Raw genomic sequence first — 19,856 nt, 5'->3', positions numbered from 1 at the left:
GCTCTCAGATAACCTTGGCTTCGTTCTTCAGCTTCTGCACCAGCGTCGCGACGTCCGGCACCATCACACCCGCGCTGCGCTTGGCAGGCTCGACCACCTTCACGGTCGACAGGCGCGGCTTCACGTCCACGCCGAGGTCTTCCGGCTTGACGATATCGAGCGGCTTCTTCTTGGCCTTCATGATGTTCGGCAGCGTGACGTAGCGCGGCTCGTTCAGGCGCAGGTCGGTGGTCACCACGGCCGGCAGCTTGATCGACAGCGTTTCCAGGCCGCCATCCACTTCACGGGTCACCGAAGCCTTGCCGTCGGCAACCACCACCTTCGAGGCGAACGTGGCTTGCGGCAGGCCAGCCAGCGCGGCCACCATCTGGCCGGTCTGGTTGGAGTCATCATCGATGGCCTGCTTGCCCAGGATCACCAGTTGCGGCTGTTCCTTGTCGATCAGCGCCTTCAGCAGCTTGGCCACGGCCAGCGGTTGCAGGTCTTCATTCGATTCCACCAGGATGCCGCGGTCGGCACCGATGGCCATCGCGGTGCGCAGGGTTTCCTGGCACTGCGTGACGCCGCACGACACGGCGACGACTTCGGTGGCAACGCCGGCTTCCTTCAGGCGCACGGCCTCTTCGACGGCGATTTCGTCGAAGGGGTTCATGCTCATCTTGACGTTGGCCAGATCGACGCCGGTGCCGTCCGCCTTGACACGGACCTTGACGTTGTAATCCACCACCCGCTTGACTGCGACGAGTACTTTCATGCGCTCACTCCACTGATAGTCAGAAATTTTGTTCGCTCGTCATTATAACCACCGGGCTGGCGGCTTCCCTGTTTTTCGAACGATCGTACTATTTTATCGGCAAAATGATGCCGGGCATAGCCCGGCAGACCCCAGCCGTCCGACGATTTTGCCGCAAACCGGGGCTTGCGGGGCTCGTCGGATTGGATGAAACCTTCGACTTACCAGGCGGTAATCACGGACTCCTTGTAGGTCGAAGTGACGTATTGCTTGATTTCCGGCGAGTGGTAGGCCTTCACCAGCTTGGCCACCCAGGGCTTGTTCTTGTCGACCTCGCGGATGGCGATCAGGTTGGCGTACGGGCCTTTCGGGCCTTCCATGGCGATCGCGTCCTTGGTCGGCGACAGGCCGGCCGATTCCGCGTAGTTGCCGTTGATGGCGGCGGCGTCCAGGTCATCGAGCGAGCGCGGCAGTTGCGCGGCGTCCAGCTCGACGATGCGGATCTTCTTGGGGTTCTCGGCGATATCCAGCGGCGTAGCCTTCAGGCCGGCGTTGGGCTTGAGCTTGATCACGCCCTTGCTCTGCAGCAGCAGCAGGCCGCGGCCGCCGTTAGTCGGGTCGTTGGGAACGCCCACGCGCGCGCCCTGCTTGAGCTGGTCGAGCGACTTGATCTTCTTGGAGTACACGCCCATCGGGAAAGTGACGGTATAGGCGATATGCGCGAACTTGTAGCCGCGGTCCTTGATCTGGGCTTCCAGGTACGGCAGGTGCTGGTAGCTGTTGGCATCCAGGTCGCCGGCGGCGAGCGCGGCATTGGGCTGGATGTAGTCGCTGAATTCAACCACCTGGATGTTCAGGCCGTCCTTGGCGGCGACCTTCTTCACCTGTTCCATGATCTGGGCGTGCGGGCCGCCGGTCACGCCGATCTTGATCGGCTTTTCCTGGGCCACGGCACCAGTAGCCAGCGAGGCGCCGAGCGCGGCGCCGAGAATCCATTGCAGCAGGTTGCGACGTTGCATGATGTGTGTTTCCTGTTTCACAAAATAAGGAGCTTAACGGTGGCTGATGCGCCGGACGAGCCAGTCGCCGAAGCTTTGCACCGCCTGCACGAAGACGATCAGGATCACCACCACCGCCACCATCACTTCGGTGATGTAGCGCTGGTAGCCATAGCGGATGCCCAGGTCGCCCAGGCCACCGCCGCCGATCGCGCCGGCCATGGCCGAATAGCCGACCAGGCTGACGAAGGTGATGGTCAGGCCGGCGACGATGCCGGGCATAGCCTCGGGCAGCAGCACCTTCCACACGATCTGGCCGGTGGTAGCGCCCATCGACTGGGCCGCCTCGACCAGGCCCTTGTCGACCTCGCGCAGCGCGCTTTCCACCAGGCGCGCGATAAACGGGATCGCCGCGATGGTCAGCGGCACGATCGCCGCGGTAGTGCCGATCGACGAACCCACGATAAAGCGCGTGAACGGGATCACCACCACCAGCAGGATGATGAACGGGATCGAGCGCACCGCGTTGACCACCACGCCGATGCCGCGGTTGAACAGCGGGTGCGACAGCACGCCGCCGCGGTTGGTCAGGTGCAGCAGCACGCCCAGCGGCACGCCCAGCAGCGAGCCGACCACGCCCGAGATCGCCACCATCAGCAGCGTCTCATTGAACGAGGTCAGGAACAGGTCAGACATCTCAGACCACATGCTCGAACTCCTCCACCACGACGCCTTGCGCCTGCAGGTATTCCATCGCCGCCTTCACGTCGGCAAGCTCGCCGGTGGCCATGATCGCCAGCGAGCCAAAGGCCTGGCCCTGGATCTCGTCGATATGGCCGTGCAGGATATTGAAGTCCAGCCCGTAGCGGCGGATCGCCTGGGCCAGCACCGGCTGGTCGACGCCCTCGCCGGTGAAGGCGAGGCGGTAGACGTGGTCGCGGCCGTTGCCGAGCCGGCTCTCCACGCGCTTGAGCACGCTCGCCGGCAGTTCCTGCGAAATGACATCGCCAATCATGGCGCGGGTGACGTCATGCTGCGGGCGCAGGAACACATCGATCACGCGCCCGGTCTCCACCACCTCGCCCGCTTCGAGCACGGCCACGCGGTCGCAGACCTGTTTGATGACTTCCATCTGGTGCGTGATCATCACCACGGTCAGGCCGAGGTCGCGGTTGATCTGCTTGAGCAGGTCGAGGATGGAGCGGGTGGTTTCAGGGTCGAGCGCGGAAGTCGCTTCGTCCGACAGCAGCACTTTCGGTTTGCTCGCCAGTGCGCGCGCGATGCCCACGCGCTGCTTCTGCCCGCCGCTGATCTGCGCCGGGAAGCGGTCCTTGAGCGCCGACAGACCGACCAGGTCCAGCAGCGGCAGCACGGTCGCGGCAATTTCCGCCTTGGGCTTGCCGGCCAGTTCCAGCGGCAGCGCCACGTTGTCATACACGGTGCGCGACGACAGCAGGTTGAAGTGCTGGAAGATCATGCCGATCTCGCGGCGTGCCAGGCGCAGCGCGCCGTTGTCCAGCGCGGTCAGGTCCTGGCCGGCAACGATCACGCGGCCGCTGGTGGGCCGGTTCAGCAGGTTGATGGCACGGACCAGCGTGCTCTTGCCGGCGCCGCTGCGGCCGATGATGCCGAAGACCTCGCCCGCCGCAATCGACAGGCTGACGTCTCGCAATGCATGCACGTCGCCTGACGCGCCCGGGAAGCGCTGCGACAGTCCTTGCAGTTCGATCATGGAAAGGTGACCAAAAGAAAACGGCAACAGTCGCGGAGGTCTCCAGCGCTGTTGCCGCACGTTATTTTTGTGAAGCGCGTATTTTAAGCGATTCGCTTCATACCATAAACGACTTTTTACCGATGTCTTTATACGTTCCCGGCATATAAAGACCCTGGAAGTTGCTTATGATCCACGCCACGAGGGCGCGCGTTTGTCAATAAAGGCCTGCACACCCTCCAGCGCCGAGTCGGCCATCATGTTGCAGGCCATGGTCTGCCCGGCAAGCTGGTAGGCAGCTTCAATTCCCATCTCGAGCTGGCGGTAGAACAGCCCCTTGCCGGCTGCCACCGCGGCGACCGGCTTGGCGCAGATGCTGGCGGCCAGGCGCGCCACCTCGTCGTCCAGCTGGTCGGCGGGCACCACCCGGTTGACCAGCCCGCGCTCGCGCGCGGTCGCAGCATCGATCATGTCGCCGGTCAGAAGCATCTCCATCGCCTGCTTGCGCAGCAGGTTGCGCGACAGCGCCACGCCGGGCGTCGAGCAGAACAGCCCCAGGTTGACGCCGGATACCGCAAAGCGCGCGTCATCGGCCGCCACCGCCAGGTCGCACATCGCCACCAGCTGGCAGCCGGCCGCGGTGGCGATGCCCTGCACGCGCGCGATCACCGGCTGCGGCATCTTCTGGATCGCCATCATCATGCGCGTGCAGCGGTCGAACAGCCGGCGGTAGTAGTCGTGCGAGGGCGAGGCCCGCATCTCGCGCAGGTCGTGCCCGGCGCAGAACGCCTTGCCGGCGCCGGCCAGCACCACCACGCGCACGGAGTCGTCCGCAGCGATCCGCGCCAGCGCCCCGGTCAGCGCATCCAACAGCCCTTCGGACAAGGCATTGAACGCCTGCGGGCGGTTCATGGTCAGGCGCGCCACGCCAGCGGCATCGCGCGATTCGGTCAGCAGCGGCGCATCCACGCGTGCATCGTTCTCGGCCATGGCGACGGTCTCCTAATGTTCCATCAGGACCTTCAGGTGCGCCAGCACGCTGCGGCCCAGTGCACTCAGGTTGTAGCCGCCCTCCAGGCAGCTGACGATGCGGCCCTGCGCATGCGTACGCGCCACGTTGACCAGCTGGCCGGTGATCCAGGCGTAGTCCTGCTCCACCAGCCCCATCTGCCCGAGGTCGTCCTCGCGGTGTGCGTCGAAGCCGGCCGAGATAAACAGCATCTGCGGGCGGAACTCGTTCAGCCGCGGCAGCCAGATGGTCTCGACCACCTCGCGCACGGCCATGCCGTTGGTGTACGCCGGCAGCGGGATGTTCACCATATTGGGCGCGATATGCTCGGTGCCGCTGTACGGGTAGAACGGGTGCTGGAAGATGCTGCACATCAGCACGCGCTCGTCGCCGCGGAAGGCCGCTTCGGTGCCGTTGCCATGGTGCACGTCGAAATCGATGATCGCCACGCGCTCCAGCCCGTGCGCCTGCAGCGCGTGGCGCGCGGCGATGGCGACGTTGTTGAAGAAGCAGAAACCCATGGCGTGGTCGGGTTCGGCGTGGTGGCCGGGCGGGCGCACGCAGCAGAACGCGTTTTCCAGCTCGCCCGCGATCACGGCGTCGGTGGCCGCCACCGCCGCGCCCGCGGCCAGCTTTGCCGCGGCGAGCGTATGGCTGTTCATCGAGGTATCCGGGTCGATCGGGTAGTAGCCGCTCGCGGGGCTGGCGCTTTCCAGCGAATCGACATAGTCGGGCCGGTGCACGCGCTCGAGCTGCTCGCGCGTGGCGGGCGTGGGCTCGCGCCGCTCCAGCAGGCCGTCCAGGCCGTGCGAAATCAGGTGATCCTCGATCGCCTGCAGGCGTTCCGGGCACTCGGGATGGAAATGCCCCATCTCGTGCCGCTGGAACTCCGGGTGCGTGTAATAGCCTGTCGGCATCTCTTATCGTCGCAATGTTGTCTCCACTCGCTACGTTAGCACAGGCAAGGGCCAGCCACCGCGCGCCACCCCACAGGCTTGCGGTGCGGACTGCTGCTTTAGTGGCATCCGCTATACTCGGTGCGACTTGCAAAGGACACCATGACCGACACCCAGCGCTCACTGCGACGCCCCCTGCTGGGCGCCGCGCTTTCCGCTGCCGCACTCGGACTCTGCGGCCTCTCCCCCAGCCTGCTCGCCGCCGGCAAGCGCCGCGTCAGCGTGCGCGAGGAAGAAATCGAACCCGGCCGTTACCGCGACAACCCGCAAGCCCGCGCCTTTATCGACGAAATGGTGGCGCGCCACAAGTTTGACCGCGGCGCGCTTCAGGACTGGTTCGGCCAGGCGGTCTATTCGTCGACCGTGGTGCGGCTGATCATGCCGCCCGCGACCACCGGCCGCAAAAGCTGGCGTACCTACCGCTCGCGCTTTATCGAGCCGATCCGCATCAATGCAGGCGTGCGCTTCTGGCAGGACAACCGCGACACACTGCGCCGCGCCGAAGCCGAATTCGGCGTGCCGGCCTCGGTCATCGTCGGCATCATCGGCGTGGAAACCATCTACGGCCGCGACATGGGCACCTTCCGTGTGCTCGACTCGCTGTCCACGCTGGCCTTCGACTACCCGGACACGCCCAACCGCGACGCGCGCAGCGCGCTGTTCCGCAACCAGCTGGCGGACTACCTGCTGTGGTGCCGCGACACGCGCACTGACGTGTACTCGGTGCTGGGCTCGTATGCGGGCGCGATCGGCATCCCGCAGTTCATGCCGACCAGCCTGCGCGAATACGCCGTTGACTACGACAACAACGGCCGCACCGACCTGCGCAACAGCCCCACCGACGCGATTGGCAGCGTGGCGCGCTTCCTGCAGCTGCATGGCTGGGAACCGGGCCGCCCGGTGGTGTGGCGCATTGCCGGCGATGCCGGCAGCCTTGGCGTCGCCACCGCGGCCGCGGACGGCGAGCCTTGGCCGACACGCACGCTCAACCAGCTGACCCGCGCCGGACTGCGCGTGGACGAGCCCATCGACCCGGCGCGCGAAGGCGAGACCGGCGTGCTGGTGGTGGACCTGCCGACGCCGGACCTGCCGACGGAGTACCTGCTTGGGCTGCGCAACTTCTATGTGCTGACACGCTACAACCGCAGCTTCTTCTATGCGCTTGCGGTGTACCAGTTGGGCGAGGCGGTGAAGGCGGCGATGGGCTGACGCCGGCGCGCCCTCACAAAGCAAGAAGGCCTCGCACGCGCGAGGCCTTCTTGCTTGCGGCGTTGTCCGGATCAGGCCGGGAACACGCCGGTCGACAGGTAGCGGTCGCCGCGGTCGCACACCACGAACACGATGGTAGCGTTCTCCACTTCCTCGGCAATGCGCAGCGCCACGCAGAGCGCGCCCGCAGCGGAAACGCCGCAGAAGATGCCCTCTTCGGCCGCCATGCGGCGCGCCATATGCTCGGCATCGGACTGGCTTACCGGCTCGGTGCGGTCGATATGGCTGGGATCGTAGATCTTGGGCAGATACGCTTCAGGCCACTTGCGGATGCCCGGGATGCGCGAGCCTTCGGCCGGCTGTGCGCCGATGACCTGGATCGCCGGGTTCTGCTCCTTGAGGTAGCGCGACACGCCAGTGATGGTGCCGGTGGTCCCCATCGCCGACACGAAGTGGGTGACGCGCCCGTCGGTATCGCGCCAGATCTCCGGGCCGGTGCCCTCGTAGTGCGCCTGCGGGTTGTCCGGATTGGCAAACTGGTCGAGGATCACGCCCTTGCCGTCGCGCTCCATCGAATCGGCCAGGTCGCGGGCGTATTCCATGCCGCCCTTGACCGGGGTCAGGACGATTTCGGCACCATAGGCCGCCATGCTCTGGCGGCGCTCGAGGCTCAGGTCCTCGGGCATGATCAGCACCATCTTGTAGCCGCGCACGGCGGCCGCCATGGCCAGCGCGATGCCGGTGTTGCCGGAGGTCGCCTCGATCAGCGTATCGCCCGGCTTGATGCGCCCGCGGGCTTCGGCTCGGGCGATCATCGACACCGCCGGGCGGTCCTTGACCGAACCGGCGGGGTTGTTGCCTTCGAGCTTGCCGAGGATCACATTGCCGCGCGCGTCGTTGGCGGCACCGGGAATGCGCTGCAGTCTGACCAGCGGCGTATTGCCGATGGTGTCTTCAATAGTCTTGTAGGCCATGGGTGTCGGGGATCGATGTCGCCGGCCATTGTAATCCAGACACCTTTCCCTCGCCGGCAGGCGGGCTTTGCGCCGGGCGCGCCGCCTGCCGTAACCTGGCAGCCGCTCAGCCTTCCTCGTGGTTGCCTTCGCCCAGCAGGTGGTACAGCAGGATGCAGCCGAAGGTAGCGGTGCCGATGCCGCCCAGCGTCATGCCGCCCAGCTTCAGCGTCAGGTCGCCGGCAGCCACGGTCAGCGTGGCACCCACGGTGATCAGGTTGCGCGAACTGGAAAAGTCCACCTTGTTCTGCACCCAGATCCGCCCTGCCGTGGCCGCGATCAGGCCGAACACGACGATGGTCAGCCCGCCGATCACGGGGCCCGGGATTGTCAGGATCAGTGCACCGAACTTGGGCGAGAAGCCCAGCAGGATGGCCACCGCCGCCGCGACTACGAAGATCAGCGTCGAATAGATCTTGGTGACCGCCATCACGCCCATGTTCTCGGCGTAGGTGGTCACGCCGGTGCCGCCGCCGCCGGCCGACAGCATGGTGGCGATGCCGTCGCCAATAAAGGCGCGGCCGATATACGGGTCGAGGTTGCGCCCCGTCATTACCCCGATGGCCTTGATATGGCCCAGGTTCTCGGCCACCAGCACGATCGCCACCGGGGCGATCAGCAGCATCGCGCTAGCCTCGAAGACCGGTGCGGTGAACGCCGGCGTGCCGAACCAGCTGGCCGCAGCCACGCCGGAGAAATCGATCGGCTTGCCCAGCCCCATCACATTGGTGCCCAGGTAGTAGGCCAGGTAGCCGGCCAGGCCGCCGATCAGCACCGGCAGGCGCCCGAGCATGCCGGGCGCGCGCACCGCCACCAGGCCAACGGCCACCACCGTCAGCAGGCCCACCCAGGTATCGAGCGCCGCGCCGCTGACCGCCTTGACGGCCACCGGCGCCAGGTTCAGGCCGATGGCCGCGACGACGGCACCGGTCACCACCGGCGGCATCAGCTTTTCCACCCAGGCGTAGCCGGCCGCCTGCACCACCAGCCCGATCACCGTGTACAGCGCGCCCGCGGCAATGATGCCGCCCAGCGCCACCGGGATATTGGGGTTGGGACCGCTGCCCGCATAGCCGGTGGCTGCGATCACCACGGCGATAAAGGCGAAGCTGGAACCCAGGTAGCTGGGCACCCGGCCGCGCACGCACAGGAAGAAGATCAGCGTGCCGATGCCCGAGAACAGGATGGCGATATTGGGGTTGAAGCCCATCAGGATCGGCGCGATGGCGGTCGAGCCGAACATCGCCACCACGTGCTGGATGCCGGCCAGCAGCGTCTGCCCGGCCGGCAGCCGCTCATCGGGCCCGATCACGCCTTCGGTCTTGAGCCGCCATTTAGGCAGGAATCCCGCGTCCTCGCCATTCGCCATGTGTTCTGCTCCCTGTGCTCCGGGCGGGCCGCGCAGTCAGCAGCCGCCGCGATTGTGGTTGGTGATCCGGCGCTGACTGGCTGCTTATTGCCTGTCAGCTGCCGCGCGCGGCAGATCCTGCCGGCGCGGCGTCCGCATGATACTCCGCGCCCGCAGGCGTGCGAAGCCGCAGAGGTGTAGCACGAGGCGTACCAACAGGGAGATGCCCAGACGCAACGGTACCGGGCACAGGCTTGTGTACAAGTCAGCCGGCCGCTCAGCGCGATGCCTTGGCTGCGCCTGCCGGCGCTGCGGCAGCCGCCTTCGCCGGCTTGGCAGACGCGGCCGGCGCCGCAGCGGCGGCGCCAAAGGTGAGCCCCGCCTCCTGCAGCTTTGCCACCGACTTGGGCCCCACGCCACTGACGCGCTCGGCCAGGTCCACGGCATCCTTGTAGGGCCCGCGCTTGTTGCGTTCGTCGACGATGTTGCGGGCGGTGGCGGGGCCCCCGCCCTTGATGGAGGTCAGCGCCGCCTCGTCCGCCGTGTTGACGTCGATCGCCGCTTTCGCGATGCCGCCGCCGGACAGGCAGATGGCTGCAATCAGGGAGAAACGCCGGACAAATTGCCAGACCCAGTGCTTGAACATGGAAGCTCCTTTCCTGTGGATGGTTGGAGGTACCCTCGGGTACCACCCCGCCATTGCGGCGAGGCCAGGTCAGGATAGGGGCAGTCTGCCGCGGCGGCGCATACGGCAACACAAGTTGACACCGGCCGCACGAAAACCTGTCGGCCGGCTCGGCAACAGCGGAAAAGCGAGGCGGTCAGCCAGCGCGTTCGAGCAGCCAGCGGCAGTAGCGCGCCACGCCTTCCTCGACGGTCAGGAAGGGCTCGTTATAGCCGGCACTGCGCAGCTTGGACACATCCGACTGCGTAAAGCACTGGTACTTGCCGCGCAGTGCATCGGGGAACTTGACGTACTCGACCAGGCCTTCCTGCACCAGTTCCTCCAGCGACAGGCGCGGCTTGCCGTCGGCCTCGCGCAGCGTGTTGACCACGGTGGTGGCGATGTCGTTGAACGGCTGCGCGCGACCGGTGCCGAGGTTGAAGATGCCGGATTTTTCCGGATGGTCGAAGAAATACAGGTTGACCTTGACCACGTCCTCGACCGAGATGAAGTCGCGGCTCTGCATGCCCGGACCGTAGCCGTTGTACTCGCCGAACAGCTTCACCGTGCCGTCGGCGCGGAACTGGTTGAAGTTGTGGAACGCGACCGAGGCCATGCGGCCCTTGTGGGTCTCGCGCGGGCCATACACGTTGAAGTAGCGGAAGCCGACGATCTGCGACAGCGCCGACGGCAGCCGGCGCCGCACGATCTGGTCGAACAGGAACTTGGAGTAGCCATACACGTTCAGCGGACGCTCGAACTCGCGGTCTTCGCGAAATACCTGCGAGGCGCCGTAGGTGGCCGCCGACGACGCATACAGGAACTGCGCGCCCTGCTCCAGGCAGCTCTCCATCAGCGACAGCGTGTAGCGGTAGTTGTTCTCCATCATGTAGCGGCCGTCGGTCTCCATGGTGTCGGAGCAGGCACCTTCATGGAACACCGCGCGCACCTTGCCGAACTCGCCACGGGCAAAGCGCTCGAGGAAGTCCTGCTTGTCCAGGTAGTCGGAGATTTCGCAGTCGACCAGGTTGTGGAACTTGTCCGCACGGGTCAGGTTGTCGACGGCGATGACGTTGGTCTCGCCGCGGTCATTCAGTCCCTTGACGAGGTTGCTGCCGATAAAGCCGGCAGCGCCGGTCACGATGATGGTCATGGTCACTTCAGTCTGGTGGTGCCGCGCTTCACGGGGCGGCGCCGAACAATTCGGGATAGGTGACGACGGCGGTGCCGAGCTTGCCCACCACGATGCCGCCGGCACGGTTGGCATGCTGCACGGCTTCCTTGAGCGTCAAGCCGGCGCCCAGCATGGTGGCGAGCGTGGCGATCACTGTATCCCCCGCACCGGATACATCATAGACCTCGCGCGCCTGGGCGGACACGTGCAGCACCTCGGCCTCGGTGTAGAGTGTCATGCCCTCTTCCGAGCGCGTCAGCAGCAGTGCCTCGAGCTGCAGTTCGCGGCGCAGGTTCTGGGCGCGGATGGTCAGGTCGGCCTCGGTCTTCCAGGCGCCGACCACGGCACGCATCTCGGCCCGGTTGGGCGTGATCAGTGTGGCGCCACGATAGCGCGAGTAGTCCTCGCCCTTGGGATCGATCAGCACCTTGCGCCCGGCAGCGCGGCCGGCGTCGACCATGCGCGTGACGTGCGTCAGGCCGCCCTTGCCGTAGTCGGACAGCACCAGCACCTGGTAGTCGTTGATCAGGCTGACGAAGCGGTCCTGTACCGCGGCCAGCACTTCGTGCGCGGGCGCGTTCTCGAAGTCCACGCGCAGCAGCTGCTGCTGGTGCGCCACCACGCGTAGCTTGATGGTGGTATTGAGCTTGGCATCGCGGTGCAGGTAGGGCTCCACGTGGCTTTCCGCCAGCAGAGCCTCGAGCGTGCGCGCCGGCTCGTCGTCGCCGACCACGCCCAGCATGCCCACGCGCGCGCCCAGCGCGGCGGCGTTGCGCGCCACGTTGGCGGCGCCACCTAGGCGCTCGTCGCTGCGCTTTACCTGCACCACCGGCACCGGCGCTTCCGGCGAGATGCGCTCCACGTCGCCGAACCAATAGCGGTCCAGCATCATGTCGCCAACCACCAGGATATGGGACTGCCGGATCTGTTCTTGCGAAATGACGGTCTTGTTCATGACGATCCTTGGCAATATCGCGGCGGCCGCGGCCGCCTTGTCATCTTATCGGTTGATGTGTCCGTTGACCCGCCCGCGCTTCATTCGTTCGCGGCACGTTGCCGCGCCCTGGTCGGGCGGCCGATGGCGTGGTACTCCACGCCGCTCTCGACCATCGCCTCGGGCTCATACAGGTTGCGCCCGTCGAAGATCACCGGCGTCTTCAGGCGCCGCTTGATCTGCGCGAAGTCGGGGCTACGGAACACCTTCCACTCGGTCACGATCACCAGCGCGTCGGCGCCGTCGAGGACATCCATCTGGTGGTCGTGGAAGCTCACGCGCGCGGCGCCGCCCGGCAGGTCGGCCAGGTCGGCATCCAGCACGCGCCGCGCTTCGGCCATCGACACCGGGTCATGCATGCGCAGCGACGCGCCGCGCGCCACCAGCTCGCGCGCCAGGATCCGCGACGGCGCCTCGCGCATGTCGTCGGTATTGGGCTTGAACGCCAGGCCCCACACCGCGAAGGTGCGCCCGGCGAGGTCCTCGCCGAAGCGGCGCACGATCTTGTCGCCTAGCACGCGCTTCTGCGCGCCGTTGACGGCTTCCACCGCCTCCAGCACGCGCATCGGCTTGCCGTGGTCGGCGGCGGTGCGCATCAGCGCCTGCACGTCCTTGGGAAAGCACGAGCCACCGTAACCGGCTCCGGCATACAGGAAACTGTAGCCGATGCGCGGGTCCGAGCCGATGCCCATGCGCACCAGCTCGATATCGGCGCCCACTTCGTCGGCGAGGTTGGCCAGCTCGTTCATGAACGAGATGCGGGTGGCCAGCATCGAGTTGGCGGCGTACTTGGTGAACTCGGCCGAGCGCACGTCCATGTAGAAAGTGCGTTCGTGGTGGCGGTTGAACGGCGCGTAGAGCTGGCGCATGGTGGCCTGCGCGTGGCGGCCCGCCACGTCAGGGTTGCAGCCCAGCACGATGCGATCCGGACGCATGAAGTCCTCGACCGCGGCGCCTTCCTTCAGGAACTCAGGGTTGGACACCACCGAGAACTGCAGGTCTTCCAGCCCACGCGCGGCGAGTTCCTCGCGGATCGTGGCGGCGACGCGGTCGCCGGTGCCGACCGGCACGGTCGACTTGTCCACCACCACCTTGAAGCCGGTCATATGGCGGCCGATATTGCGTGCCGCGGCCAGTACGTACTTCAGGTCGGCCGAGCCGTCTTCATCGGGCGGCGTGCCCACGGCGATGAACTGCACGTCGGCGTGCTCGACGCTGGCGGCCACGTCGGTGGAGAAGGTCAGTCGGCCGGCGGCGCGATTGCGCTGGATCAGTTCCTGCAAGCCCGGCTCGTAGATCGGCACCCCGCCCGCATTGAGCAGTGCGATCTTCTGTTCGTCCAGGTCCAGGCAGAACACATCGTTGCCCAGTTCCGCCAGGCAGGCGCCGGTGACAAGGCCCACATAACCGCTGCCGATAATGGTGACTTTCATAGCTTCAGTTCAAGATCTGTTGCACCGTCCGCCGGGATCAGCCGAGCGTCTCGGAACGCCGCGGGGCGTAGGTTTCCCAGCGGTTGCAGCCCGGGCACTGCCAGTAGAACAAGCGGGCCCGGAAGCCGCACTCGCGGCAGGTGTAGCGCGCCAGGTTGCGGGTGCGCAGCTGCAGCAGATCGCGGATAGCGGTGGTTTCCTTCGCGTCCTCGTCGCTGTCCGCCTCTGCGGCCACCGGGGCATCGCCCGCCGTGGCTTCGGCCTCGGCCACGGCTGTCTGCGCCTCGAAATACCTGGTCAGCGCCAGCAACGTGGGCTGGCGGCGCAGCTGGTCGCGCATCAGCCGTGCCGCGGCTTCGGGGCCATTCACGTCGAGCTCGGCCTTGTACGCCGTATCGAGCAGCTCTGGCGCCAGCTTGCCCTTGAGCAGGCCGTGCAGCCATTCCAGCGCGGTCCCCTCCTGCTGCAGGCTGGCATAGGCCTTGACCACGCGGTCGGCCACCAGCGGCAGGAAAGAAGCGTCCTGCCGTTCGATGCCGAGCCAGTGGCCGAGCGCGGCACGCGCATCGCCGGCCGCCGCGGCCACGTCGCCCAGCAGGATCGGGGCGCGCACATTGGCGGGATTCTCGGCGACGGCCTGGTTCAGCCACTTCACCGCATCCTCGGGCCGCTTGCGCTGCAGCGCGTCCTGCGCCAGCTCGCAGCAGAACTGGGCGATCTGCACGCTGTAGCTCGTCTGCTCCAGCGTCTGCAGTTCGCGCGCGGCATCGATGGCCTTCTGCCACTCCTTCTCGACCTCGTAGAGCTCGAGCAGCACGCGCTTGGCCGAGGCCGCGTACGGTCCCGACATCAGCCGGCGCAGCGACTCCTCGGCGCGGTCCAGCAAGCCCGCGCGCAGGAAGTCCTGACCCAGCTCGTACAGCGCATGCTCGCGCTCGGGCTCGGGCAGGTCGGGCCGGGTGGCCAGGTTCTGGTGCACGCGGATGGCGCGCTCGGTTTCACCGCGGCGGCGGAACAGTGCGCCCAGCGCGAAGTGCAGCTCGGTGGTTTCGGGGTCGAGCCGGGCGACCTCGATAAAGGCGTCGATGGCCTTGTCGGGCTGCTCGTTGAGCAGGAAATTGAGGCCCTTGAAGTACGAGCGTGGCAAGGCGCCCTGCTCGCTGATGAGCTGGCGCACATCGAAGCGCGCCGCCATCCAGCCAAGGCCAAAGACAAGTGGCAGCGCCAGCAGCCACCAGGTTTCAAACATCATGGATCAGACTTTCGGGCCGACTACGTTATAGGGAACAGGCTTGCCGTCGCGCGGCACGGCTGCCGCGGGCGACGGCGGCGTTGCCGCGGACGCGCTCGCCTGCGCGCCGGCATCGGCCAGCGCGCGGCGCAGCCGGGCAAGCTCCATGCGCTGGCGCATCAGGTTGGGCGCCACCGAGGCCAGCGCCGCCACCGCGCCGAGCACGAAGGCGGCGAACAGGATCAGGATCAGCGGGGCATGCCAGACGGCGTTGAAGAACAGCTGCAGCGAGGCTTCGGCGGTATTGCGCAGCGCCAGCACGAACAGCAGCACGAAAACGACGATGCGGACGATCCAGGCGAACAGTTTCATGCGGTTGGGCAGCGTGGCAGCGTGACGTGGAAGCGGCACCGGCGCACTCGCGCGAGGTCCGGCAAAGACCCCGGCATTGTAGCGGAATCACTTAACCTATTCGGTAACCGGGCGGTAATGCAGCCCTGCCGGGGGTCTAACGCGCCGCCGGCAGCGGCCGCTGACAAGCGCCTGCGCACGAATGCAGCACCTGTATCGACGCGCGTGCCAAGGCCACTCGACGCCGGCACCAACAAAAAAAAGCGCCCCGAAGGACGCTTTCTTACAGACAACACAAGCAGCAGGCTAAGCCTGGGCAATCAGGAGCGGACGAAATTCAATCCACCCTCGTGCAGTCCCGCCGGTGCGGCGGGCGCACTGCCCTGGCCTACCTTGCCCGGCACGGCCTGAGCCGCGCCGGCGGCATGGCCATTGCCGGCGGCGGAATGGCCGTTGCCATTGGCGCCCGGAGGCGCCGGCTGGCTGCGGTCAACCCGTTCGCGCAATTCCTTGCCCGCCTTGAAGTGCGGCACCCGTTTTTCGGGCACCAGCACACGCTCGCCGGACTTGGGATTGCGCCCCACGCGAGGCGGACGCCGGTTCAGACCAAAACTGCCGAATCCGCGGATCTCAATGCGGTGGCCATCGGCCAGCGCCTCGGACATCGCGTCGAGTATCGTTTTGACCGAGATGTCCGCGTCCCGCAGCAGCAGCTGGGGGAAGCGGGCAGCCAGTTTTTCGACGAGCTCCGACTTGGTCATGGGCATACGCGCAAGCGCGGGGGCCTGCGATTACTGGTTGTCCTGGCCGAGCTTGGCCTTCAGCAGGGCGCCGAGGTTGGTCGTGCCAGCCGTGCCGGTGTCAGCCTGGAACTTCTGCATCGCTTCTTGCTGCTCTGCGCTGTCCTTGGCCTTGATCGACAGGTTGATGTTGCGCGACTTGCGGTCGACGTTCACCACCAGGGCGGTGATCTGCTCGCCTTCCTTCAGCACATTGCGGGCATCTTCCACGCGGTCAGCGGAGATTTCCGATGCACGCAGGTAGCCTTCCACGTCGTCAGCCAGCTGGACCACGGCGCCCTTGGCGTCAACGGCCTTGATGGTGCCCTGAACCAGCGAACCCTTGTCGTTGGCCGAGATGAAGTTGTTGAACGGATCGCCCGACAGCTGCTTGATGCCCAGCGAGATGCGTTCCTTGTCGACGTCGATGCCCAGAACCACGGCTTCGACTTCGTCGCCCTTCTTGTACTTGCGCACGGCCTCTTCGCCGGACTCTTGCCAGGACAGGTCGGACAGGTGCACCAGGCCGTCGATGCCACCAGGCAGGCCGATGAACACGCCGAAGTCGGTGATCGACTTGATCTGGCCGCTCAGCTTGTCGCCCTTCTTGTGGTTACGCGAGAAATCGTCCCACGGATTGGCCTTGCACTGCTTCATGCCCAGGCTGATACGACGCTTGTCTTCGTCGATATCCAGCACCATGACTTCGACTTCGTCGCCCAGCTGGACAACCTTGGACGGGGCAACGTTCTTGTTGGTCCAGTCCATTTCCGACACGTGCACCAGGCCTTCGATGCCGGCTTCGATCTCGACGAACGCGCCGTAGTCGGTCAGGTTGGTCACCTTGCCGAACAGGCGGGTGCCTTGCGGGTAGCGGCGCGAGATGCCGACCCACGGATCTTCGCCCAGCTGCTTCACGCCCAGCGAGACGCGGTTCTTTTCCTGGTCGAACTTGAGGATCTTGGCGGTGATTTCCTGGCCAACCGACAGCACTTCGCTGGGGTGGCGGACACGGCGCCAGGCCAGGTCGGTGATGTGCAGCAGGCCGTCGATACCGCCCAGGTCAACGAACGCACCGTAGTCGGTGATGTTCTTGACGATACCGTTGACGATGGCGCCTTCCTTCAGGGTTTCCATCAGCTTCTGGCGCTCTTCGCCCAGGGTCGCTTCGACCACGGCGCGGCGCGACAGCACCACGTTGTTGCGCTTGCGATCCAGCTTGATGACCTTGAATTCCAGGGTCTTGCCTTCGTACGGGGTGGTGTCCTTGATCGGGCGCACGTCAACCAGCGAGCCCGGCAGGAACGCGCGGATGCCGTTGACCATCACCGTCAGGCCGCCCTTGACCTTGCCGGTCACGGTACCCGAGATGATCTCGCCGTCTTCCAGCGCCTTCTCGAGGTTCAGCCACGATGCCAGGCGCTTGGCCTTGTCGCGGGAAAGGATAGTGTCGCCATAGCCGTTCTCGAGCGCATCGATGGCCACGGAGACATAGTCGCCGGCCTGCACTTCGAGTTCGCCCTGGTCGTTCAGGAACTCCTCTACCGGCACAAATGCTTCGGACTTGAGGCCGGCGTTGACGACCACGAAGTTGTGGTCGATGCGCACGACTTCAGCGGAAATCACTTCGCCAGCCTTCATATTGGAGCGGGCGATCGATTCCTCGAACAGTGCGGCAAAGGATTCGTTAGTTTGCAGGTCGGACATAAACGTAAGGTGAAATCCGCAGTACGCTGGCCGGCGCGACTATCGCGCTCAGTCTGCCAGTGCAGCGGGGTCAGGTTTTACAAATACCAGCTTCGGGCAAGCCCGGGCTGGCTCCATCCGGTGCTGTCGGGGTGCGCCGCTTTACCTATGCGTCCGCATGCATCTCATGCATCGGACCGCACAGCGGCAAACCACTCCAGCACCTGCGCCACTGCCTGGTCCACCGTCATGTCGGAGGTATCCAGCAGCTTTGCATCCTCGGCGGGACGTAGCGGCGCGGCGGTGCGGGTGCGATCCCGTGCATCGCGCGTCTCGAGGTCACGCAAAAGGTCTTCGATATTAGCAGAAATTCCCTTATCAATCAATTGTTTATAGCGCCTGCGCGCACGCGCTTCAACACTTGCCGTGAGGAACACTTTCAGCTGGGCATCCGGGAAGATCACGGTGCCCATGTCGCGGCCGTCGGCCACCAGACCCGGCAGCTTGCGGAAGCTGCGCTGCAGCTGGGTCAGCGCGTCGCGCACCGGCTGGTGCACGGCGATGGCGGAGGCCCGGTTGCCGATCGCCTCGGCCCGGATCGCCCGGCTCACTTCCTCTCCCTGCAGCCACACCCGGTCCGGGCCGAACTTCACATCGAGGCGGGCAGCGATTCTTGCAAGGGTGCCGATATCCGCCGGGTCAACGCCCGCACGGTCGCTGGCCAGCGCCACCAGCCGGTACAGGGCGCCGCTGTCGAGCAGGTGGAAGCCCACGGCATCGGCAACCTTGTGCGCGACGGTGCCCTTGCCCGAGGCTGTCGGCCCGTCAATGGTGATGACGTTGACGATAGTCATTACTTATGACACCCACAGAAACGATTGATTGTTAATTCTATTGAGAATCATTATCATTTAATTCATGATGCTTCGCCTGACGCGACGGGCGAAGCCAACACTAAAGTATCGGTCGCGAGGCAATCTACCATGGCAAAAACCCTGACCTTCGGCATCATGCACCTCGGCATTGCGTTCAGCGTGACGTATGCGCTAACCGGCAGCCTTGCCATCAGCGGTGCCATCACCTTCATCGAACCGGCCGTCAACACGGTGGCCCACTACTTCTTCGACCGCTACTGGGAAAAGCACGAGCGCCGCCAGGCGGCGGCTCGCGACAGCGCTGCCAACCCGCGCGCCAGCACTAACCTCGTTAGCGCGTAACGCCCGCGAACACGCTGAAGTAGTCCGGGAACGTCTTCGCCACGCAACCCGGATCGTTGATCCGCACCGGCAGCGGCCCGAATGCGGCCAACGAGAAACACATCGCCATGCGATGGTCATCATAGGTGCCAATGCCGTCGGCCGGAGTCTGCCATGGTTGCGGCGGCGTCACACGCAGGAAGTCCGCCCCTTCTTCCACGACTGCGCCCAGCTTGCGCAGTTCCGTTGCCATCGCCGCGATGCGGTCGGTTTCCTTGACGCGCCAGCTGGCGATATTGGTCAGCGTGGTGGTGCCTTCGGCGAAAAGTGCCGCCACCGCCAGCGTCATCGCCGCATCCGGGATGTGGTTGCAGTCCAGCTCGATGCCGTGCAGGCGGCCGTCGTCGCGTTCCGTGCCACGCACTTCGATCCAGTTGTCGCCCGCCATCACATTGGCGCCCATGCGATTAAGCGCCTCGGCAAAGCGCACGTCACCCTGGATGCTGGCCATGCCCACGCCTTCGACCCGCACCGGGCCGCCGCCGATCGCACCGGCGGCGAGGAAATACGACGCCGACGACGCATCGCCTTCCACAAAGATCTCGCCCGGCGAACGGTAGGCCGCGCCGGCCGGCAGCACGAAGCGCTCCCAGCCCTGCCGCTCCACCTGGATGCCGAAACGCGCCAGCAGGTTCAGCGTGATCTCGATATACGGCTTGGAGATCAGCTCGCCCACCACCTCAATCTCGATCCGACCGCTGTCGCTCTGCGCCATCGGCAGGCTCATCAGCAGCGCCGTCAGGAACTGGCTCGACACATCGCCGCGCACACGGATCGGCGCATCGATGCGGATGCTGGCCGGCTGGATATGCAGCGGCGGGAAGCCTTCGTTGCCGAGATAGTCGATCACGGCCCCGACCTGGCGCAGGCCGTCGACCAGGTCGCCGATCGGCCGCTCGTGCATGCGCGGCACGCCCGACAGCTTGTAGCTGCCGTCCTGCAGCGCGAGCGCGGCCGTCAGCGGGCGAATCGCGGTGCCGGCGTTACCCATGAACAGCTCAGCCGCCTTGTTCGGGAAATTGCCGCCGGCGCCGGTGACGATATAGTCGGCGTCCTCTTGCCGCCACCCCACGCCCAGCGTGCGCAGCGCCTGCAGCATGACGCGGGTGTCGTCGGAATCGAGCAGGTCGCGCACGCGGGTTTCGCCGGTGGCCAGCGCAGCCAGCAGCAGCACGCGGTTGGAGATGCTCTTCGAGCCCGGCAACCGGACGGTGCCGGTGGCGCGGGTCAGGGGGCCTAGCGTCAGGTGTTCCATGTCTTGGTGGGCGCCGGGGCGCCGCGGTAAGGCGATTCGATCAGGCTGCGGCACTA

General features: G+C 65.9%; 20 protein-coding genes. 2 read left to right on the top strand and 18 right to left on the bottom strand.

What is annotated here, in order from left to right; translation table 11 throughout:
• Window positions 1-4 precede the first annotated feature (4 nt).
• The 6 genes from ABNX08_RS04135 to ABNX08_RS04110 form a co-directional block, all read right to left on the bottom strand.
• Entirely contained in the window at window positions 5-754 is a 750-nt protein-coding gene (locus ABNX08_RS04135) for an electron transfer flavoprotein subunit beta/FixA family protein (protein ID WP_022533905.1), read from the bottom strand.
• Between the two features lie 200 nt (window positions 755-954).
• Window positions 955-1,752 (bottom strand): MetQ/NlpA family ABC transporter substrate-binding protein, encoded by a 798-nt coding sequence (locus ABNX08_RS04130; protein WP_022533904.1) that lies wholly within the window; start codon window positions 1,750-1,752, stop codon window positions 955-957.
• A gap of 33 nt (window positions 1,753-1,785) precedes the next feature.
• Complete coding sequence (locus ABNX08_RS04125; RefSeq protein ID WP_018312424.1) at window positions 1,786-2,439, bottom strand: methionine ABC transporter permease; 654 nt, start codon at window positions 2,437-2,439, stop codon at window positions 1,786-1,788.
• The gene (locus tag ABNX08_RS04120; RefSeq protein ID WP_022533903.1) at window positions 2,429-3,463 is read right to left on the bottom strand and encodes a methionine ABC transporter ATP-binding protein; all 1,035 of its coding nucleotides are present in this window, start codon (window positions 3,461-3,463) and stop codon (window positions 2,429-2,431) included. The genes ABNX08_RS04125 and ABNX08_RS04120 overlap by 11 nt, the downstream gene beginning before the upstream one ends.
• Window positions 3,464-3,628: 165 nt before the next feature.
• On the bottom strand, window positions 3,629-4,432 hold the full coding sequence (locus tag ABNX08_RS04115; protein ID WP_022533902.1) for an enoyl-CoA hydratase: 804 nt from the start codon (window positions 4,430-4,432) through the stop codon (window positions 3,629-3,631).
• A 12-nt stretch (window positions 4,433-4,444) separates the two neighbouring features.
• Entirely contained in the window at window positions 4,445-5,368 is a 924-nt protein-coding gene (locus ABNX08_RS04110) for a histone deacetylase family protein (RefSeq protein WP_022533901.1), read from the bottom strand.
• 141 nt (window positions 5,369-5,509) lie between these two features.
• Between ABNX08_RS04110 and mltB the strand changes: the two genes are divergently transcribed.
• Window positions 5,510-6,616 carry a lytic murein transglycosylase B gene (mltB, locus tag ABNX08_RS04105; RefSeq protein WP_022533900.1) on the top strand — a complete coding sequence of 369 codons (1,107 nt, stop codon included), beginning with the start codon at window positions 5,510-5,512 and terminating at the stop codon, window positions 6,614-6,616.
• A gap of 71 nt (window positions 6,617-6,687) precedes the next feature.
• On the opposite strand, the gene cysM is transcribed toward mltB, so the two are convergent.
• From cysM to cmk, 11 genes are all read right to left on the bottom strand, one after another.
• A complete protein-coding gene (gene cysM / locus ABNX08_RS04100) occupies window positions 6,688-7,590 on the bottom strand; it encodes a cysteine synthase CysM (protein ID WP_022533899.1) in 903 nt (300 codons plus the stop codon).
• Between the two features lie 106 nt (window positions 7,591-7,696).
• Window positions 7,697-8,998 carry a solute carrier family 23 protein gene (locus ABNX08_RS04095; RefSeq protein WP_022533898.1) on the bottom strand — a complete coding sequence of 434 codons (1,302 nt, stop codon included), beginning with the start codon at window positions 8,996-8,998 and terminating at the stop codon, window positions 7,697-7,699.
• 256 nt (window positions 8,999-9,254) lie between these two features.
• Window positions 9,255-9,623 (bottom strand): helix-hairpin-helix domain-containing protein, encoded by a 369-nt coding sequence (locus ABNX08_RS04090; protein WP_349609602.1) that lies wholly within the window; start codon window positions 9,621-9,623, stop codon window positions 9,255-9,257.
• 175 nt (window positions 9,624-9,798) lie between these two features.
• Window positions 9,799-10,794 (bottom strand): ADP-glyceromanno-heptose 6-epimerase, encoded by a 996-nt coding sequence (gene rfaD / locus ABNX08_RS04085; RefSeq protein ID WP_022533896.1) that lies wholly within the window; start codon window positions 10,792-10,794, stop codon window positions 9,799-9,801.
• Window positions 10,795-10,822: 28 nt separating this feature from the next.
• A complete protein-coding gene (gene rfaE1, locus ABNX08_RS04080) occupies window positions 10,823-11,770 on the bottom strand; it encodes a D-glycero-beta-D-manno-heptose-7-phosphate kinase (RefSeq protein WP_022533895.1) in 948 nt (315 codons plus the stop codon).
• Between the two features lie 80 nt (window positions 11,771-11,850).
• Window positions 11,851-13,242, bottom strand: coding sequence for a UDP-glucose/GDP-mannose dehydrogenase family protein (locus ABNX08_RS04075; protein ID WP_022533894.1), 1,392 nt, complete (start codon window positions 13,240-13,242; stop codon window positions 11,851-11,853).
• 37 nt (window positions 13,243-13,279) lie between these two features.
• Window positions 13,280-14,494 (bottom strand): lipopolysaccharide assembly protein LapB, encoded by a 1,215-nt coding sequence (gene lapB, locus ABNX08_RS04070; protein WP_349609604.1) that lies wholly within the window; start codon window positions 14,492-14,494, stop codon window positions 13,280-13,282.
• A 3-nt stretch (window positions 14,495-14,497) separates the two neighbouring features.
• Entirely contained in the window at window positions 14,498-14,845 is a 348-nt protein-coding gene (locus tag ABNX08_RS04065) for a lipopolysaccharide assembly protein LapA domain-containing protein (RefSeq protein ID WP_041680959.1), read from the bottom strand.
• Between the two features lie 299 nt (window positions 14,846-15,144).
• Window positions 15,145-15,585 (bottom strand): integration host factor subunit beta, encoded by a 441-nt coding sequence (locus ABNX08_RS04060; RefSeq protein ID WP_022533891.1) that lies wholly within the window; start codon window positions 15,583-15,585, stop codon window positions 15,145-15,147.
• A 30-nt stretch (window positions 15,586-15,615) separates the two neighbouring features.
• Complete coding sequence (gene rpsA, locus ABNX08_RS04055; RefSeq protein ID WP_012352088.1) at window positions 15,616-17,310, bottom strand: 30S ribosomal protein S1; 1,695 nt, start codon at window positions 17,308-17,310, stop codon at window positions 15,616-15,618.
• Window positions 17,311-17,474: 164 nt separating this feature from the next.
• Entirely contained in the window at window positions 17,475-18,143 is a 669-nt protein-coding gene (gene cmk / locus ABNX08_RS04050) for a (d)CMP kinase (RefSeq protein WP_022533890.1), read from the bottom strand.
• Between the two features lie 129 nt (window positions 18,144-18,272).
• Between cmk and ABNX08_RS04045 the strand changes: the two genes are divergently transcribed.
• Window positions 18,273-18,506, top strand: coding sequence for a DUF2061 domain-containing protein (locus ABNX08_RS04045; protein WP_022533889.1), 234 nt, complete (start codon window positions 18,273-18,275; stop codon window positions 18,504-18,506).
• Here ABNX08_RS04045 and aroA read toward each other — a convergent pair.
• Window positions 18,496-19,800 carry a 3-phosphoshikimate 1-carboxyvinyltransferase gene (gene aroA / locus ABNX08_RS04040; protein WP_022533888.1) on the bottom strand — a complete coding sequence of 435 codons (1,305 nt, stop codon included), beginning with the start codon at window positions 19,798-19,800 and terminating at the stop codon, window positions 18,496-18,498. The genes ABNX08_RS04045 and aroA overlap by 11 nt on opposite strands.
• Window positions 19,801-19,856 lie beyond the last annotated feature (56 nt).

Source organism: Cupriavidus sp. DF5525 (assembly GCF_040149425.2).
Lineage (GTDB): Bacteria > Pseudomonadota > Gammaproteobacteria > Burkholderiales > Burkholderiaceae > Cupriavidus > Cupriavidus pickettii_A.
Note: the sequence above shows the minus strand (reverse complement) of the source record. Positions and strands in the feature narration are given on the sequence as shown.

Bases quoted from the DNA above. Each gene is read 5' to 3' on its own strand.
- cmk (WP_022533890.1), bottom strand. From the start codon at position 18,143: ATGACTATCGTCAACGTCATCACCATTGACGGGCCGACAGCCTCGGGC.
- ABNX08_RS04065 (WP_041680959.1), bottom strand. From the start codon at position 14,845: ATGAAACTGTTCGCCTGGATCGTCCGCATCGTCGTTTTCGTGCTGCTG.
- ABNX08_RS04110 (WP_022533901.1), bottom strand. From the start codon at position 5,368: ATGCCGACAGGCTATTACACGCACCCGGAGTTCCAGCGGCACGAGATG.
- aroA (WP_022533888.1), bottom strand. From the start codon at position 19,800: ATGGAACACCTGACGCTAGGCCCCCTGACCCGCGCCACCGGCACCGTC.
- ABNX08_RS04130 (WP_022533904.1), bottom strand. From the start codon at position 1,752: ATGCAACGTCGCAACCTGCTGCAATGGATTCTCGGCGCCGCGCTCGGC.
- ABNX08_RS04095 (WP_022533898.1), bottom strand. From the start codon at position 8,998: ATGGCGAATGGCGAGGACGCGGGATTCCTGCCTAAATGGCGGCTCAAG.
- rfaD (WP_022533896.1), bottom strand. From the start codon at position 10,794: ATGACCATCATCGTGACCGGCGCTGCCGGCTTTATCGGCAGCAACCTC.
- ABNX08_RS04120 (WP_022533903.1), bottom strand. From the start codon at position 3,463: ATGATCGAACTGCAAGGACTGTCGCAGCGCTTCCCGGGCGCGTCAGGC.
- ABNX08_RS04075 (WP_022533894.1), bottom strand. From the start codon at position 13,242: ATGAAAGTCACCATTATCGGCAGCGGTTATGTGGGCCTTGTCACCGGC.
- rfaE1 (WP_022533895.1), bottom strand. From the start codon at position 11,770: ATGAACAAGACCGTCATTTCGCAAGAACAGATCCGGCAGTCCCATATC.
- rpsA (WP_012352088.1), bottom strand. From the start codon at position 17,310: ATGTCCGACCTGCAAACTAACGAATCCTTTGCCGCACTGTTCGAGGAA.
- ABNX08_RS04135 (WP_022533905.1), bottom strand. From the start codon at position 754: ATGAAAGTACTCGTCGCAGTCAAGCGGGTGGTGGATTACAACGTCAAG.
- mltB (WP_022533900.1), top strand. From the start codon at position 5,510: ATGACCGACACCCAGCGCTCACTGCGACGCCCCCTGCTGGGCGCCGCG.
- ABNX08_RS04090 (WP_349609602.1), bottom strand. From the start codon at position 9,623: ATGTTCAAGCACTGGGTCTGGCAATTTGTCCGGCGTTTCTCCCTGATT.
- lapB (WP_349609604.1), bottom strand. From the start codon at position 14,494: ATGATGTTTGAAACCTGGTGGCTGCTGGCGCTGCCACTTGTCTTTGGC.
- ABNX08_RS04060 (WP_022533891.1), bottom strand. From the start codon at position 15,585: ATGACCAAGTCGGAGCTCGTCGAAAAACTGGCTGCCCGCTTCCCCCAG.
- ABNX08_RS04045 (WP_022533889.1), top strand. From the start codon at position 18,273: ATGGCAAAAACCCTGACCTTCGGCATCATGCACCTCGGCATTGCGTTC.
- ABNX08_RS04115 (WP_022533902.1), bottom strand. From the start codon at position 4,432: ATGGCCGAGAACGATGCACGCGTGGATGCGCCGCTGCTGACCGAATCG.
- cysM (WP_022533899.1), bottom strand. From the start codon at position 7,590: ATGGCCTACAAGACTATTGAAGACACCATCGGCAATACGCCGCTGGTC.
- ABNX08_RS04125 (WP_018312424.1), bottom strand. From the start codon at position 2,439: ATGTGGTCTGAGATGTCTGACCTGTTCCTGACCTCGTTCAATGAGACG.